The sequence below is a fragment of the Nocardiopsis sp. NPDC055551 genome (assembly GCF_053619415.1).
In genome coordinates this window covers 132,396-147,701 of the sequence record NZ_JBSHJJ010000006.1, presented here as the reverse complement: position 1 = coordinate 147,701, position 15,306 = coordinate 132,396, and the positions used below count along the sequence as shown (strand labels likewise).

11 protein-coding genes are annotated in these 15,306 nt (G+C 69.2%); 8 read left to right on the top strand and 3 right to left on the bottom strand.

Translation table 11 applies throughout. From position 1 onward, the window contains the following. Positions 1 to 99 precede the first annotated feature (99 nt). The 3 genes from ACWGSK_RS12770 to ACWGSK_RS12760 are packed head-to-tail and all read left to right on the top strand — an operon-like array spanning position 100 to position 3,868. A complete protein-coding gene (locus ACWGSK_RS12770) occupies positions 100 to 1,350 on the top strand; it encodes a sugar ABC transporter substrate-binding protein (protein ID WP_452455879.1) in 1,251 nt (416 codons plus the stop codon). A gap of 2 nt (positions 1,351 to 1,352) precedes the next feature. Next, positions 1,353 to 2,969 (top strand): ABC transporter permease subunit, encoded by a 1,617-nt coding sequence (locus ACWGSK_RS12765; protein ID WP_452455878.1) that lies wholly within the window; start codon positions 1,353 to 1,355, stop codon positions 2,967 to 2,969. Further along, positions 2,966 to 3,868, top strand: a complete 903-nt coding sequence (locus ACWGSK_RS12760; RefSeq protein ID WP_358512062.1) for a sugar ABC transporter permease — start codon at positions 2,966 to 2,968, stop codon at positions 3,866 to 3,868. The genes ACWGSK_RS12765 and ACWGSK_RS12760 overlap by 4 nt, the downstream gene beginning before the upstream one ends. A gap of 94 nt (positions 3,869 to 3,962) precedes the next feature. On the opposite strand, the gene lepA is transcribed toward ACWGSK_RS12760, so the two are convergent. Beyond that, complete coding sequence (lepA, locus tag ACWGSK_RS12755; protein WP_452455877.1) at positions 3,963 to 5,801, bottom strand: translation elongation factor 4; 1,839 nt, start codon at positions 5,799 to 5,801, stop codon at positions 3,963 to 3,965. A 232-nt stretch (positions 5,802 to 6,033) separates the two neighbouring features. Between lepA and ACWGSK_RS12750 the strand changes: the two genes are divergently transcribed. The 5 genes from ACWGSK_RS12750 (at position 6,034) to holA (ending at position 12,101) form a co-directional block, all read left to right on the top strand. Next, a complete protein-coding gene (locus tag ACWGSK_RS12750; RefSeq protein ID WP_452455876.1) occupies positions 6,034 to 7,014 on the top strand; it encodes a hypothetical protein in 981 nt (326 codons plus the stop codon). 208 nt (positions 7,015 to 7,222) lie between these two features. After that, positions 7,223 to 7,492 (top strand): 30S ribosomal protein S20, encoded by a 270-nt coding sequence (gene rpsT, locus ACWGSK_RS12745; protein ID WP_067605805.1) that lies wholly within the window; start codon positions 7,223 to 7,225, stop codon positions 7,490 to 7,492. Between the two features lie 153 nt (positions 7,493 to 7,645). After that, a complete protein-coding gene (locus ACWGSK_RS12740; protein WP_452455875.1) occupies positions 7,646 to 8,743 on the top strand; it encodes a helix-hairpin-helix domain-containing protein in 1,098 nt (365 codons plus the stop codon). A 7-nt stretch (positions 8,744 to 8,750) separates the two neighbouring features. Then, complete coding sequence (locus tag ACWGSK_RS12735) at positions 8,751 to 11,090, top strand: ComEC/Rec2 family competence protein (RefSeq protein WP_452455874.1); 2,340 nt, start codon at positions 8,751 to 8,753, stop codon at positions 11,088 to 11,090. 48 nt (positions 11,091 to 11,138) lie between these two features. After that, positions 11,139 to 12,101: a DNA polymerase III subunit delta gene (gene holA, locus ACWGSK_RS12730; RefSeq protein ID WP_452455873.1), complete on the top strand. Its 963-nt coding sequence runs from the start codon at positions 11,139 to 11,141 to the stop codon at positions 12,099 to 12,101. A gap of 5 nt (positions 12,102 to 12,106) precedes the next feature. Here holA and ACWGSK_RS12725 read toward each other — a convergent pair whose 3' ends face one another. Beyond that, positions 12,107 to 13,315 carry an amidohydrolase family protein gene (locus ACWGSK_RS12725; protein WP_358512080.1) on the bottom strand — a complete coding sequence of 403 codons (1,209 nt, stop codon included), beginning with the start codon at positions 13,313 to 13,315 and terminating at the stop codon, positions 12,107 to 12,109. A 448-nt stretch (positions 13,316 to 13,763) separates the two neighbouring features. Then, positions 13,764 to 15,212, bottom strand: coding sequence for a GTPase HflX (gene hflX, locus ACWGSK_RS12720; RefSeq protein WP_358512083.1), 1,449 nt, complete (start codon positions 15,210 to 15,212; stop codon positions 13,764 to 13,766). Between the last annotated feature and the right edge of the window lie 94 nt (positions 15,213 to 15,306).

The window sequence follows — 15,306 nt, the reverse complement described above, 5'->3', positions numbered from 1 at the left end:
TTATTGCTAACGTCACATCATCAAGCATGCCCGCAACGGACCCGCAACCTCCAGAACCGCATGCATGCCCTCCGTCAGTCCTCCTGGAAGGAAGACACCATGAGATCTCGAAGCGCGTCAGCGGTCGCAGGCATCGCCGCGATCGCCTTGATGGCGACCGCGTGTGGCAGCGACGGCGACACCGGCGGCGGTGAGGAGGGCTCCGCAGAGGGCACCCTCGTCATCTGGTCCGACCCCGAACGCGCCGACGCCATCCAGAGCGCCGCCGCCGAATTCGCCGAGGCCAACGGCATCGAGGTCGACGTCCAGAACGTCTCCTTCGACGACATCCAGGGCGACATCGTCAACGCCCACCAGGCGGGCAACGCCCCCGACGTCTTCATCGGCGCCCACGACTGGACCGGCAACCTGCTGCGCAACGGCACCGTCCAGCCGATCGAGCTGCCCACCGACCGCGCCGAGGCTCTGGACGAGACCGCCGTGGAGGCCATGACCCTGGAGGGCCAGCTCCTGGGCGTTCCCTACGCGCAGGAGAACATCTTCCTCATGCGCAACACCGAGTTGGCTCCGGACGCCCCGGAGACCTTCGAGGAGCTCGTCGAGGTCGGAACCGACCTCAAGGACGACGGTGAGACCAGCGAGGTCCTGGCGATGGCGGTCGGCCAGGAGGGCGACCCCTTCCGCATGAACGCCCTGATGACCTCGGCCGGCGGCTACCTGTTCGGTCAGGACGACAACGGCGACTGGGACCCCGAGGACCTCGGCATCGGCTCCGACGAGACGATCGAGGCCATGGAGAAGATCGCCGAGTACGGCGAGGAGGGCGAAGGGGTGCTGCGCCGCTCCATCGACCTGGAGAACGAGGCCTCCCTGTTCTTCGACGGCGAAGCCCCGTTCTTCGTCGCCGGCCCCTGGAACGTCGGTGACGCCAACACCTCCGACATCGACTACGAGATCAGCGCCATCCCCGGTTTCGACGGGCTCGACCCCGCCAGCCCCTACATCGGCTACCAGGGCTTCTTCGTGACCGAGGGCAGCGCCAACAGCGCGCTGGCCGAGGAGTTCGTGGTCAACTACGTCACCGACTCCGACTTCATCCAGACGCTCTACGACGCCGACCCGCGCACCCCGGTGCAGAGTGAGGCCCTGGAGGCCGTCTCCGAAGAGGACCCGAACATCGCGCTGATGGCCGAGACCGGTGAGAACGGCATGCCGATGCCGAACATCCCCGAGATGGGTGAGACCTGGGAGCCCCTGGGTGTGGCCCAGGCCCAGATCATCAGTGGCGCGGACCCCCGTGAGGCCCTGGAGACCGCCCACGAAGCCGTCGCCGAGCGGATCGGCCGGTAACTGTGGCGACAGACCGTTCCGGCGACGCGGGCGCCTCCTCCAAGGGGGCGCCCGCGGGCCGCAAAAGCCCGAGAGGCCCACTGGCGGGCGGCTCCCTCGGCGGCCAGATCATGAAGATCCTCCTGTTGGGTCTCTTCACCGCCCTCGGCGTATGGGCGGTCCTGCCCCTGTACCTCGCGGGTGTGTGGTGGGGAATCGGTCTGGTCGTGGCCGTGGTGGCCCTCGTCTACTGGGTCTACTTCTCCAAGCGCACCGTCCCGGCCAAGTACCTCGTGCCGGGCGTGCTCTTCCTGATGGCCTTCCAGATCTTCCCGGTGCTCTACACGATGAGCACCTCGCTCACCAACATGAGCGATGGTCACCGGGGTTCCAAGGACCAGGCGATCGCGTCCATCGAGGCGTTCTCGGTGACCCGCGACGCCGACTCCCGCGAGTTCGTCCTCACCGTGGCCGCCAACGGCGACCCCGAGACCGGTGAACTGGTCTTCCTCCTCAGCGACGGCGAGGGTGGAACCTACGCCGGCACCGAGGAGGGGCTGACCGACCTGGTCGGCGCCCAGGTCGACGACTCGGGCAAGATCACCGACACCATCGGCTACACCGTACTGACGCCCGCCCAGGTGAACTCGCGCAGCGACGAGATGCAGGAGTTCGCCGTCCCCACCGACGAGGGCGCGGGCATCCGTTCCAGCGGCCTGTCCAGTGCCTTCGAGGGCAACGCCGTTCGCGTCTACGACGAGTCCTGCGACTGCATCGAGGACACCGAGACCGGCGTCGTCTACCACGCGGACGACGAGCGCGGCGCGTTCTACGACGAGGACGGTCAGCGCCTTCCCCAGGGGTGGCAGGTCGGGGTGGGACTGGACAACTTCCTCCGGTTCCTGTTCAACCCGACCTTCGCGTCCTCCTTCTTCGGCACCCTGGTGTGGAACATCGTGTTCGCCGTCACGGTCACCTTCCTGGTGTTCGTGGTCGGCCTGGCGGTGGCCCTGACCCTGCACGTGCCCAAGATGCGCGGCAAGGTGGTCTACCGAATCCTGGTCGTGTTGCCCTACGCCATGAGTTCGCTGGCCATGTACCTGCTGTGGCGGGACATGTTCAACGCCGACTTCGGCCTGTTCAACCGCATGCTCGGGTTGCAGGTGGACTGGTTGGGCGACGTGTGGGCGGCACGGTTCGCGGTGATCCTGGCCAACGTGTGGCTGGGCTATCCGTACATGTTCCTGGTCGCCACCGGAGCGTTGCAGGCCATCCCCCGGGAGCTGGGCCAGGCGGCGCAGCTGGACGGGGCGGGGCCCTGGCAGGCCTTCAGACACGTCACCCTGCCGCTGCTGATGGTCGCGATGACCCCGATCCTCATCTCCACGTTCGCGTTCAACTTCAACAACTTCAACGCGGTGTGGCTGATCACCAGGGGTGGGCCGTTCGGTTCGGAGGGCACCACCGCAGGTGGCGCCACCGACCTGCTCATCACCTACACGTACAGGCTGGCCTTCAGTGAGGCCACCGCGCAGTACGGCTACGCGGCGGCGTTGTCGGTGATGATCTTCCTGATCGTCTCGGTGATGTCCGTGGTCACCCTGAGTCGGACCAAGGCCCTGCAGGAGGTGGAGCGATGAGCGTCTCCGAAGTCGCCGCCAGGCCCGTCTACCGGCGCAGTCCGAGCGCCCGGTTCACCCTGTGGGCCGGTCGGCTGGGTTGGCGTCACGCCGTCATGTGGGTGATCGCGGCGTTCGCGATCTTCCCCGTGTTGTTCGTGGTATCGGCCGCGATCAACCCGCTCGGTACCCTGAGCAGTTCCCAGTTGTGGCCGACGGGCGCCAGCCTGTCCAATGCCATGGAGCTGTTCCGCAACACCCCGTTCACCACCTGGTACGCGAACTCACTGTTCTTCGCGCTCACCAACGCGGCGGTCACCGTGCTGCTGTCGGCGCTGGCGGCCTACGCCTTCAGCCGGATGCGGTTCAAGGGCCGTCGGGTGGGGCTGATCGGGCTTCTGGTCATCCAGATGTTCCCGCAGTTCCTGGCGATCGTGGCGATCTACCTGATGTTCTCCAACATCGGCGAGCTCTACCCGGCGATCGGCTTCGACACCCGTTGGGGCCTGATGCTGGTGTACCTGGGCGGTGCGCTCAGCATCAACACGTGGTTGATGAAGGGTTTCTTCGACACCGTGCCCAAGGAGCTGGACGAGTCCGCCCAGATGGACGGGGCCACGCACGCCCAGGTGTTCTTCCGGATCATGTTGCCGTTGGTCACCCCGGTGCTGGCGATCGTGGCGCTGCTGGTGTTCATCAACACCATCAACGAGTTCCTGTTGGCCAGCGTGTTCCTGCGGGACACCGACTCCCAGACCCTGGGCCTGGGGCTGTACCAACTGGTGGACTCCCAGCGCAACGCCAACTTCGGCATGTTCGCGGTGGGCGCCATCATGCTCTCCCTGCCCACCCTGGCGGTGTTCTGGTTCCTCCAGCGCTACATCAGCGAGGGCCTGACCTCGGGAGCGGTCAAGGGCTAGCGGTCACGAACGACACCTCGTTCATCGACGAAGGGCGGTGGGGACTCCCCCACCGCCCTTCGTCGTCGCCCGCCGGCCGAAGCCGGACGGACCACTACTTCTTCTTCTTGTCCTCGGGGGCCGACTCCGTGGACAGCGCGGTGATGAAGGCCTCCTGGGGCACCTCGACCCGGCCGACCATCTTCATCCGCTTCTTGCCCTCCTTCTGCTTCTCCAGCAGCTTGCGCTTACGGCTGATGTCGCCGCCGTAGCACTTGGAGAGCACGTCCTTGCGGATCGCGCGAATGTTCTCGCGGGCGATGACCCGGGCGCCGATGGCCGCCTGGACCGGGACCTCGAACTGCTGCCTGGGGATGAGTTCGCGCAGCTTCTTGGTCATCTCCACGCCGTAGGCGTAGGACTTCTCCTTGTGCACGATCGCGGAGAAGGCGTCCACCGGCTCACCCTGCAGGAGGATGTCGACCTTGACCAGGTCGGCCACCTGCTCGCCGATGGGCTCGTAGTCCAGCGAGGCGTACCCCTTGGTGCGGGACTTGAGCGCGTCGAAGAAGTCGAAGACGATCTCGGCCATGGGCAGGATGTAGCGCATCTCCACCCGGTCCTCGGACAGGTAGTCCATGCCCTGTAGCTCGCCGCGGCGCTCCTGGCACAGCTCCATGATCTGACCGATGTGGTCGGAGGGGGTGAGCAGGGTGGCCTTGACCATGGGCTCGTGGATGGAGTCGATCTTGCCGTCGGGGAACTCGCTGGGGTTGGTCACCACGTGCTCGGTGCCATCCTCCATCTCCACCCGGTAGATGACGTTGGGGGCGGTGGAGATCAGGTCCAGGTTGAACTCGCGCTCCAGGCGGGCGCGGGTGATCTCCAGGTGGAGCAGACCCAGGAAACCGCAGCGGAAACCGAAGCCGAGGGCGGCCGAGGTCTCCGGTTCGAAGTTCAGGGCGGCGTCGTTGAGCTGGAGCTTCTCCAGGGCGTCGCGCAGCACCGGGTAGTCGGTGCCGTCGATCGGGTACAGCCCGGAGAACACCATGGGCTTGGGTTCCTGGTACCCGGCGAGCATCTTCGTGGCGGACCGGTTCAGGGCGGTGATGGTGTCACCGACCTTGGACTGGCGCACGTCCTTCACGCCGGTGATGATGTAGCCGACCTCGCCCACTCCGAGGCCACCGGACTTTTGGGGCTCCGGCGCGCTGACGCCGATCTCCAGGATCTCGTGGGAGGCCTTGGTGGACATCATCTGAATGCGCTCGCGCGGGCTGAGCTTTCCGTCCACGACCCGCACGTAGGTGACCACGCCGCGGTAGGTGTCGTACACCGAGTCGAAGATCATCGCGCGGGCGGGGGCGTCCGCGTCGCCGACCGGGGCCGGGATCTGGTTCACGATCTCGTTGAGGAGCTCCTCGACCCCCTCACCGGTCTTGGCGCTGACCTTGAGCACCTCGGAGGGCTCGCAGCCGATGATTCCGGCGATCTCCTCGGCGTACTTCTCGGGCTGGGCCGCGGGAAGGTCGATCTTGTTGAGCACCGGGATGATCTGCAGGTCGTTCTCAAGCGCCATGTACAGGTTGGCGAGCGTCTGCGCCTCGATGCCCTGCGCGGCGTCGACCAGCAGGATCGCGCCCTCACAGGCGGCCAGCGAACGCGACACCTCGTAGGTGAAGTCGACGTGGCCGGGGGTGTCGATCAGGTCGAGCGTGTAGGTCTTGTCGTCCAGGGCGGTGAACGGGATCCGCACCGCCTGGGACTTGATGGTGATGCCGCGCTCGCGCTCGATGTCCATGCGGTCCAGGTACTGGGCGCGCATCTGGCGGTCCTCGACGACCCCGGTGATCTGGAGCATCCGGTCGGCCAGCGTCGACTTGCCATGGTCGATGTGCGCGATGATGCAGAAGTTGCGAATCAGCGCGGGATCGGTCCAGTTCGGCTGTGCCACCGTGCTCCGTTCAACGGGTTTGGTTCAGGGTCGTGTGCGCCTGTGGGGGCGGCTTCCCGCCTCGGCCGCGGGCACACGGCGTCCTCCATCCTCCCATGACGCGGGCACCGCCCTCACCGGGTGTATCCCGAGGCGGTACGGCAGTATGGGCGCGAGGCGCGGGTGTCGATGTCCAGATTATGCGAACCGACGCCGGGAACGGACCCGGTGGGTGAGAGCGGGTGGCGTAGGGGTGAAGTGGTTTCTGACACGGCTGTTGGCCGGGGTCGCGGCGGTCCTGGTGCTGGTGGTCGCGGCGGGCGCGCTGTTGAGCTTCCAGTTCTCGGGCACGCCGAGCGACGGGGCGGCCTCCCAGGAGACGGACGCGGCCTGGGTGGGTTCGTGGGAGGACACCGGAGCCCTGGCCGAGTTGTTGGACACCGGCGCGGTGGACACCCTGTACGTGTACGCGGGCGACGTGGCCGCCGACGGAACGGTGGAGCGGGTGCCCGACACCGAGGCGCTGCTTTCGTGGCTGGACTCCACCTACCCGCAGGTGCGTCCGCTGGCGTGGTTGCGGCACGTGGAGTCCGGGTCGTCGTTGCTGAGGGACCGTTTCCCCACCGAGGCCCGTGAGACGCTCGCGCCGACGGTCGCCGAGGTGGCGGCGGACGGTTTCGCCGGGCTGCACATGGAGATCCGACCGGTGACGGTGAACGACCCGTCGATCCCCACGCTGATGGCGATGGTGCGGGAGGAGTTGGGCGCGGACCCGGTGCTGTCGGTGCAGGCCCACCACGTGGAACTGCTCCCTGGTGGTCGCGTGGCGTCGTTCGTCGCCGACGGCGAGGAGAAGTACTGGTCCAAGGGGTATCTGGACCAGGTGACCGAACACGCCGACGAGGTCGTGCTGCCGGGGGTGGACGCGAACATGCCGACCGAGGGCATGTACGGCGGGTTCATGGTGCGGCAGGTGACCGAGTCCGTGGCGTCTCTGGGTGGGCGCGAGGACCTGACCCTGCGTTTCGGGGTGCCCGCCTACAGCGGTGAGGAGTGGGGGCCCGGCCATGAGAACGAGAACGCGCTGACCGCGATCGCCGCGATCAGGTTGGGGCTTTCCAGGGCGGAGCCGCCCGAGGAACTCACCACGGGTGTGGCGCTCTACCTGGCCGACGAGGCCGAGGAGGCCGATCTGGACGCCTATCGCACGGGGTGGCTGGGATCGATACCGTGACCTCGCGTTCCCGAGGCCCGAGTGGTCCAACGGATACGGCATAATGGAGAGTCCGTGTCTCGGACTTCCACGTTCGAATTCGAGCCCTTCTGGTCTCACACACACCCTGCGTCGGCGCCCACGCGAGCCACTCATGGAACGGCTGCCCATGAGACGAGCCGCCGGATCGATCGGCGCGCAGATCAAAGTTACTGGAGCACGTTTTCGCATGGCGAACATCAAGTCGCAGAAGAAGCGCAACCGGCAGAACGAGAAGGCTCGTCTCCGCAACCAGGCGGTGCGCTCCTCGCTGAAGACCTCCATCCGGAAGTTCCGCGAAGCCGCCGAGGCCGGGGACGTCGAGAAGGCCACCATCCTGCAGCGTGACGCCGCTCGTACCCTGGACAAGGCCACGAGCAAGGGCGTCATCCACAAGAACCAGGCCGCGAACCGCAAGAGCGCGATCGCCAAGCGTTTGGACGCTCTCCGGTCCGCCTAGGGATCAGATAGCACGCGACCTTCAGGGCCCGGTCTCCCCCGAGGAGACCGGGCCCTTCGCGTCCCCGGGTCGCCCGGGCGGGTCACCCGCGAGTTATCCACAGGTTGAGATCACCCGGTGACAGCCGGTGGTGATCTCCCTAGCGTTGAATCCATGACCGCTTCGCGCCGGTCACGGCGCCGCACTCCCGTCTCGACCCCCGAGGAACGACTCCGCGCACTCGGCTTGGACTCCTCCCCCTCCGCCAGGCGTCTGCGCGCCCGTATCCCGCGTCCATCCGCCGATCCCGCGACCGTCCCCCCGCCCCGGCCGGGCACCGACGTCCCGAGCGCGCCCTACGCGGTGCGCGACACCCGCACCCCCTATCGGCCCGCCGGGCGGGACTGGCCCGAACGCGCCCCGGAGGACGTGCTCACCGTCCCCGCGCCCGGAACAAAGCGGCCCGATCCCACCCCTTCGACGGAGAGGCCCGACACCGGTTCCGGCCCGTGGCGGGACCCCGGCCGCCGTGGACGTTCGGTGCCGGACCGGCCCACCGGAACATCCCGCCCTCCCGCCGGGTACACGGAGTTGGTCCCGGACGAACCCGTGGCGGCCCTGGACCGGATCACCCGGGGCTGGGCCACCGAGGCCGCGTTGTCGCGTCGTTCCCTGGCCGTACTGGTGATCTTGGGTCTGCTGGCGGTGGGGGTCGCGTTCCTGATGCTGCGCGAACGCCCCGAGGAGGTCGTCGCACCAGAGCTGGTCACCCAGGCGGCGTCCGACGACGCCCCGCCGGCCGCCTCCGGCACTCCCCCACCGGACGACGACGCCCCGGACGGCGAGGTGGTGGTGCACGTGGGCGGCGAGGTGAACGAACCGGGCCTGTACACGATGCCCGCGGGTTCCCGCGTGGCCGACGCCGTGGAGGAGGCGGGCGGCGCACTTCCCGACGCCGATCTCGACCTGCTCAACCTCGCCCGGACGCTGACCGACGGCGAACGCGTCCTCGTGGGGGTTCCGCAGGAGGAGATACCGGGTGACGGTGGCGCGGCGGCGAGCGGTGGGGAGGGAGCGACGGTGAACATCAACACCGCCGACGAGGAGGAGTTGCGTTCCCTCCCGGGGATCGGGGAGAAGAAGGCACGCCAGATCATCGACCACCGGGAGTCCATCGGTGGTTCCTTCGCCAGTGTCGAGGACCTGCTCGGGGTGGACGGGATCGCGGAGAAGACCTTGGAGAACCTGCGTCCGCACGTGACGGTGGGGTGAGTCGGCCATGGTGACGTGGTTGGGGACCGACGCGCACGGGTTGGGGCGTCCGCCGGACCTACGGCTGATCGCTCCGGCGTTGGCGTCCTGGGCCGCGGCCCTGGTGGCCTTGGCCGTGCCCGCGTGGGCGGCGTGGTCGTTGGCGGGCGCGATGGCACTCACCGCGGCACTGGTGTTCCTGGGAGGACGGGTGTCCGCACTGCTCGGGGAGGCTCCGCTCGCCGCCGTCGCGGCGACCCTGGTGTGCGCGGCGACGGTCGCGGCGGTGGCCGGCCTCCACGTGCATCGGACGGTGACCAGCGCCGCGGTGGCCGCAGCCGAGCGGGGCGGTGAGGTGGAGTTCCGTGCCGTGGCGACCGTCGATCCGCGGTCTCGGGCGGGCATGCCCCGGCCGGGAAGGGCGCAATGGGTGGTCCCGGCCCGCACCGTGTGGGTCCGTGTGGACGGTGAGATCCGTGCCTCGCGGGCGTCGGTGGTGGTGTTGGCCTCCGGTGCGGATTGGTCGGGGCTCCTGCCGGGCCAGGAGTTCACCGCGCGCGGGGTGTTCCTGACCGCCGAGGACGAACCACTGACGGCGGCGTTGGTACCGGTGCGCGGGCCTCCGGAGGAGACCGACGGGCCGGGGCGACTCCAGGCCTTCGCCGGTGAGGTCCGCGCCGACCTGAGGGAGGCCGCGTCGGCGCTGCCCCAACCGGAACGCGGGCTGTTGCCGGCGTTGATCGTCGGCGATACCTCTGAGCTGCGGGAGGAGACCGCGGAGGACTTCCGGGCCACCGGGATGACGCACCTGTTGACGGTCAGCGGGGCCAATCTGGCGATCCTGACCGGGTTCGTGTTGGCGGTGGCGCGATGGACCCGGGCGCCGACGTGGTGTTCGGTCCTGGGCGGCGCGGTGATGATCTGGCTGTTCGTACTGGTGTGCCGACCGGAGCCGAGCGTGGTGCGGGCCGCGTTCATGGGCTCGTTGGGGTTGTTGGCGCTGGCCACCGGGCGGGCGCACGCCGGTCTGGGCGCGTTGGGCGTGACCGTGGTGGGCGTGCTGTTCGTGGCTCCGGGGCTGGCGACCTCCTTCGGGTTCGCGTTGTCGACGTTGGCCACGGCCGGGATTCTGCTGCTGGTGCCGGGATGGTCGCACGCCTGGTCGGCGCGGATGCCCCTTCCCGTGGCGGAGGCCCTGGCGGTGGCTGTGGCGGCGCACGTGGCGGTGGCCCCGGTGCTGGTGCTGCTGTCGGGGGAGGTGTCGTGGGTGGCGGTACCGGCCAATGTGTTGGCCGCTCCGGTGGTGGCGGTGGTGACCGTGGCGGGGTCGGCGTTGGCCGCACTGGCGTCGGTCTGGTCGGATGCGGCGACGGTCCTGGTGCACCTGCCGGGACTCGGGGTGTCCTGGATCGCCGCGGTGGCGACGGTGGGGGCGCGGGTTCCGTACGGGGCGCTGCCATGGCGCTCCGACGTGGCCGGGGCGTTGCTGCTGGCGGCCCTGGTGGCGGTGTTCCTGCTGACCCGCGGTCGGCCACGCCGGGTGTTGGCCGCCGTGACCGTCGCGGTGCTCCTGTTGGGACTCTCGGCCCGTTGCCTGCCGGGGGGTTGGCCACCGAAGGGGTGGGCGCTGGTCTCCTGTGACGTGGGGCAGGGAGACGCGTTGGCGCTGTCCGTCGGCCCCGGAGAGGCGGTGGTGTTCGACACCGGGGACGACGTGGAACTGGTGGACGGATGCCTGGAGCGGCTGGGGATACGAGAGGTCCCGTTGTTGATGCTCAGTCACGACCACTCCGACCACGTGGACGGTGTTCCGGGGGTGCTGCGGCACCGCCGGGTCCCGGCGGCGTTGGCCCCCGCGGGTTTCGAGGACACCGCGGTGGGGCGCCTGTTGGCGAAGGAGGGCGTGGAGCTCCTGACCGCCGAGCGGGGACAGACCTTCAAGGTGGGTTCGTGGACGCTGCGGGTGTTGTGGCCACGGCCGGGCTACGTGGGGACGGTCAACGACACCTCGGTGGTGGTCCGGGCGGACGGCACGCACCTGTCGGCGCTGCTCACCGGGGACATCGAGGTGCCGGCCCAGGGTGAGCTACTGCGCGGGCCGGACTCCGAGCTGTTGGCGGTCACCGTCCTGAACACCCCGCACCACGGGTCGGGTACCCAGGACCCCGCCTTCCTGGCCGCGACTCGGGCGAGGGTGTCGGTGACCTCGGTGGGCGCGGACAACCCCTACGGGCACCCGGCACCGTTCACCCGGAACATCCTGGAACGGATGGCGCCGGTGAACGCGCGTACCGACACGGACGGGGACGTGGCGGTGCTGGACGACCCGGTGCGCGTGGTCTCCCGCGGGCCCTCTCCGGGCCGATGACCCACCGAACGGCACCGGCCGGTCGGTGGGTCGTGGCATGCTCGTGGTATGCCTGCACCCGCCCTCATCACACTCATCGTCGGCGACGAGGAACTGCTCGTCGACCGGGCCGTGGCCGCGGTGGTCGCCGCGGTCCGCGAGTCCGATCCGGAGGTGGACGTCCACGACCTCGTGCCCTCCCAGATCGGCCTGTCCACCCTGGTGGAGGTCACCTCGCCCTCCCTGTTCGGCGACCGCCGGGTGGTGGTGCTCCGTTCCTCCCAGGACCTGACCAAGGACCTGGCGGCGACCGTCATCGACTACCTCAAGAGCCCCGCCGACGACGTGAACCTGGTGCTCACCCACGCCGGCGGCGCCAAGGGCAAGGCGGTGTTGGAGGCCGCCACCAAGGCCAAGGCGCAGCGGATGGACTGCAAGGGCCCCAAGAAGGGTCCGGAGCGGGTGGCGTTCGTCAGGGGCGAGTTCACCACGGCCAAGCGACAGATCACTCCCGACGCCGCGGAGGCCCTGGTCGACGCGGTCGGCACGGACCTGCGGGAGATCGCTGCGGCCTGCACCCAGTTGATCGCCGACACCGAGGGCCGTGTGGACGCCGCCGCGGTGGCCCGCTACCACTCGGGCAAGGCCGAGGCCTCCGGGTTCACGGTGGCGGACCGGGCCGTGGAGGGGCGTCTGCCCGAGGCCCTGGAACAGCTGCGCTGGTCGCTGGCGGTGGGCACCGCACCGGTGCTGATCAACAGCGCCCTGGCCGGGGCGGTGCGCGGGATCGCGGTGGCCGCCCAGCCCCCGCGTGGGATGAGCGAGGCCGATCTGGCCAAGCGGGCGAAGGTACCACCGTGGAAGATGCGGTCCCTGCGCCAACAGGCCAGGGGATGGAGCCCCGCCGGGGTCACCCGTGCCATGGCGGTGGTCGCGGAGACGGACGCGCTGATCAAGGGCGCCGGCCGTGACCCCGAGTACGCGTTGGAGCGCGCGGTCATCGAGATCGCCCGCGCCCGCGGCAACCGCTGAGGCCGTCAGCGGATGGTCTGACCGCCCTGCCACACGCGCAGGGTCTTCAGCCCCATGGACCAGGCGAAGGCACCCTCGTGGTCGGCGTCCCACTGCACCATGTCGGCGAGACCGCCCGGGGCGATCCGTCCACGGTCGTTGAGTCCGAGGGCCCGTGCGCCGCCGACCGTGGCGGCGTTGAGCGCCTCCTGCACGGTCATCTCGAACATGGAGACCGCCAGGGAGATGACCAGGGGCATGGAGGTCGTGCCGGACTGGGCGGGGTTGTGGTCGGTGCCCAACCCCACGGGGACACCGTGGTCGAGCAGGGCTCGCACCGGCGGGGTGCGGCGTTCGTGCAGGGCCGTGGTGGGGCAGGCGACCACCGGTGTGCGGGTGGCGGCCAGGGCGAGCATGTCCTCGTCGTCGGCCTCGTGCATCAGGTCCACGGAGGTGCAGCCGAGTTCGGCGGCCATGCGCACGGCGCCGTGGCGGGGCCGTGAACAGGCGTGCATGGTGGTGCGCAACCCCACGGACTGTCCCACGCCGAGCAGCATGTGGGCGTCCTCGGTGGTGAACTGCTGGTTGTCGCAGTAGATGTCGACCCCGTCGGCGCCCGCCATGGCGGCGTCGCCGAGCCAGGAGGCCGCGGTGGCCACGTATTCCTGGGGGCGGCCGAAGAACTCGGGCGGTACCCCGTGCGCGGGGAAGAACGTGACGTGCAGGCGCGGCATGCCGGGTTCCTCCTCCAGGGAGCGCAGCAGGCGCACGTCGGCGAGTTCGCCGTCCCGGGTGAGGTGGTAGCCGGTCTTGGCCTCCACGGTGGTGCAGCCGGAGAGCACCCAGTGCCGGAGCCGTTCGCGGACGGCGTTGCACAGGGTCCAGGGGTCGGTTCCACGGGTGATGGTGACGGTGGTGGACACTCCTCCGCCGGCGGCGAAGATGTCGGCGCGGGTGGCGCCCTTGGCCCACATGTTGACCTCGGCGTAGCGGTCGCCGGCGTACACGGGGTGGCAGTGGGCGTCGATGAGTCCGGGGGTGACGAGTCCGCCGTAGATGTTGACGATCTCGTCGACGCCGGTGAGGTCCTCCATCACGCCGGGAATGCATTGTGGCAGCTCGGCGGCGGGTCCGACCCAGGCGATGCGGTCGTTGTCGATGAGGACCGCCGCCTTGGTCAACAGCTCGTTACCGGTCCAGAGGCGACCGATGTTGGTGAGGAGTACTACCGACATCAGATGGTCCGCCCCCGCCGGTCAGGTCCGTTGTGCGCCACGCGAACGGGGGGCGCGAAGAGCACGGGCGGACATGGCGACCTCGTATCTGGATGTGCTTCCGACAGGGCCGTGGGCGGCCTGGGGCCACCGCGCGGTACCGGGTCAGTGGGGGCGCACCGTCGGGGGGCGGAGGCCACTGCCGGCCAGTGCTCCAAAACCGTAGTCCATTCGCCGACGCCGTGTACACCTCCCCACAGGGACGAATGCGAACGTTCCGGGGCGAAGTTCGCGGAATCGTTGAGTGACGAAGAGCACCCGAATTGCGCTTGAGCTGCGATGACCCGCGTCACGGGTGGAAAACGGCCTATCTCTCAGAACACGAGAGACCCGGAAGACGCCCGGGGCCGGGGTGTCCATGCGGACTCCCCGGCCCCGGGCGTGTCACCGTCCGGAGGACGGCCTCCGGTCAGACGGTGCTCAGCGCGTACCCCTCGAACCTGGCCGCGAGCGACGCGGGCACGAACGCGTGCAGCTCGGTGCCGTCCGCGGTGTGCTCCTCGGTGACCACGCGCCCCTCGTCGTGGGCGCGGGCGATGAGGTCGCCCCGCGAGTACGGGACGAGCGCGCGCACCTCCTCGGCGATCTCGGGAAGCGCCTCGGCCAGGGCCGTCACCAGGCCCGGGATGCCTTCGCCGGTGCGCGCCGAGACCTCGACCAGGTCGGGGTATCGGGTGCGCAGGGTCTTGACGATGTCGGGGTCGGCGGCGTCGACCTTGTTGAGCACCATGAGCTCGCGGACGTCACCGGCCTCGATGTCGGCGAGGACCTCGTGCACGGCGGAGATCTGCGCCTCGGGGTCGGGGTGCGAGCCATCGACCACGTGCAGGATCAGGTCGGAGTCGGCGACCTCCTCCAGGGTGGAGCGGAAGGCCTCCACCAACTGGTGCGGCAGGTGGCGCACGAAACCGACCGTGTCGCTGAGCGTGAAGCCGCGACCGTCGGGCGTGCGGGCCTGACGGACCGTCGGGTCCAGGGTGGCGAACAGCGCGTTCTCCACCAGCACCCCGGCTCCGGTGAGCCGGTTGAGCAGACTGGACTTGCCCGCGTTGGTGTACCCGGCCAGAGCGACCGAGGGCACCTGTCGGGTACGACGGACGTCGCGCTTGACGTCGCGGGCGGTGCGCATGTGGACCAACTGCCGGCGCAGCTTGGCGACCCTGTCGTGGATCCGACGACGGTCGGTCTCGATCTTGGTCTCACCGGGACCGCGCAGACCCACTCCGCCGTTGCCGCCACCACCGGCGCCACCGGCCTGGCGGGACAGGGAGTGGCCCCAACCGCGCAGTCGTGGCAACAGGTAGTTGAGCTGGGCGAGTTCGACCTGGGCCTTGCCCTCGCTGCTGCTCGCGTGCTGGGCGAAGATGTCCAGGATGAGCGCGGTGCGGTCGATCACCTTGACCTTGACCACGTCCTCCAGCTGGATCAGCTGACCGGGGGTGAGCTCGCCGTCGGTGATGACGGTGTCGGCGCCGGTGGCCTCGACGATGTCGCGGAGCTCGGCCGCCTTGCCCTTACCGATATAGGTGGCGGGGTCCGGCTTGGAACGGCGCTGGGTGATGCCTTCCAGGACCAGGGCACCGGCGGTCTCGGAGAGTGCGGCGAGTTCGGCGAGCGAGTTGTCGGCGTCGGCCTGGGTTCCCCGGGTCCAGACTCCGATCAGGACCACGCGCTCCAGGCGCAGGGCCCGGTTCTCGACCTCGGTGACGTCGGTGAGTTCTGTGGACAGCCCCTGAACGCGACGTAGCGCGTGGCGTTCGGCCAGTTCCATCTCGCCCTGATCGGGCGAGCCCTCACGGAACGCGTCCTCGGCCTCGTGGCCGGTTCGGTCGTCTCCGTGGAAGTCAGCAGTATTCATATCCCTCCAGTTGGGTCAACGCGGGTGGCTCCGGGAATCTTCCCTGGCTCGATGGTGGCATCCGCCTTGAGTGAAGGCACGTTAATTATCGCGG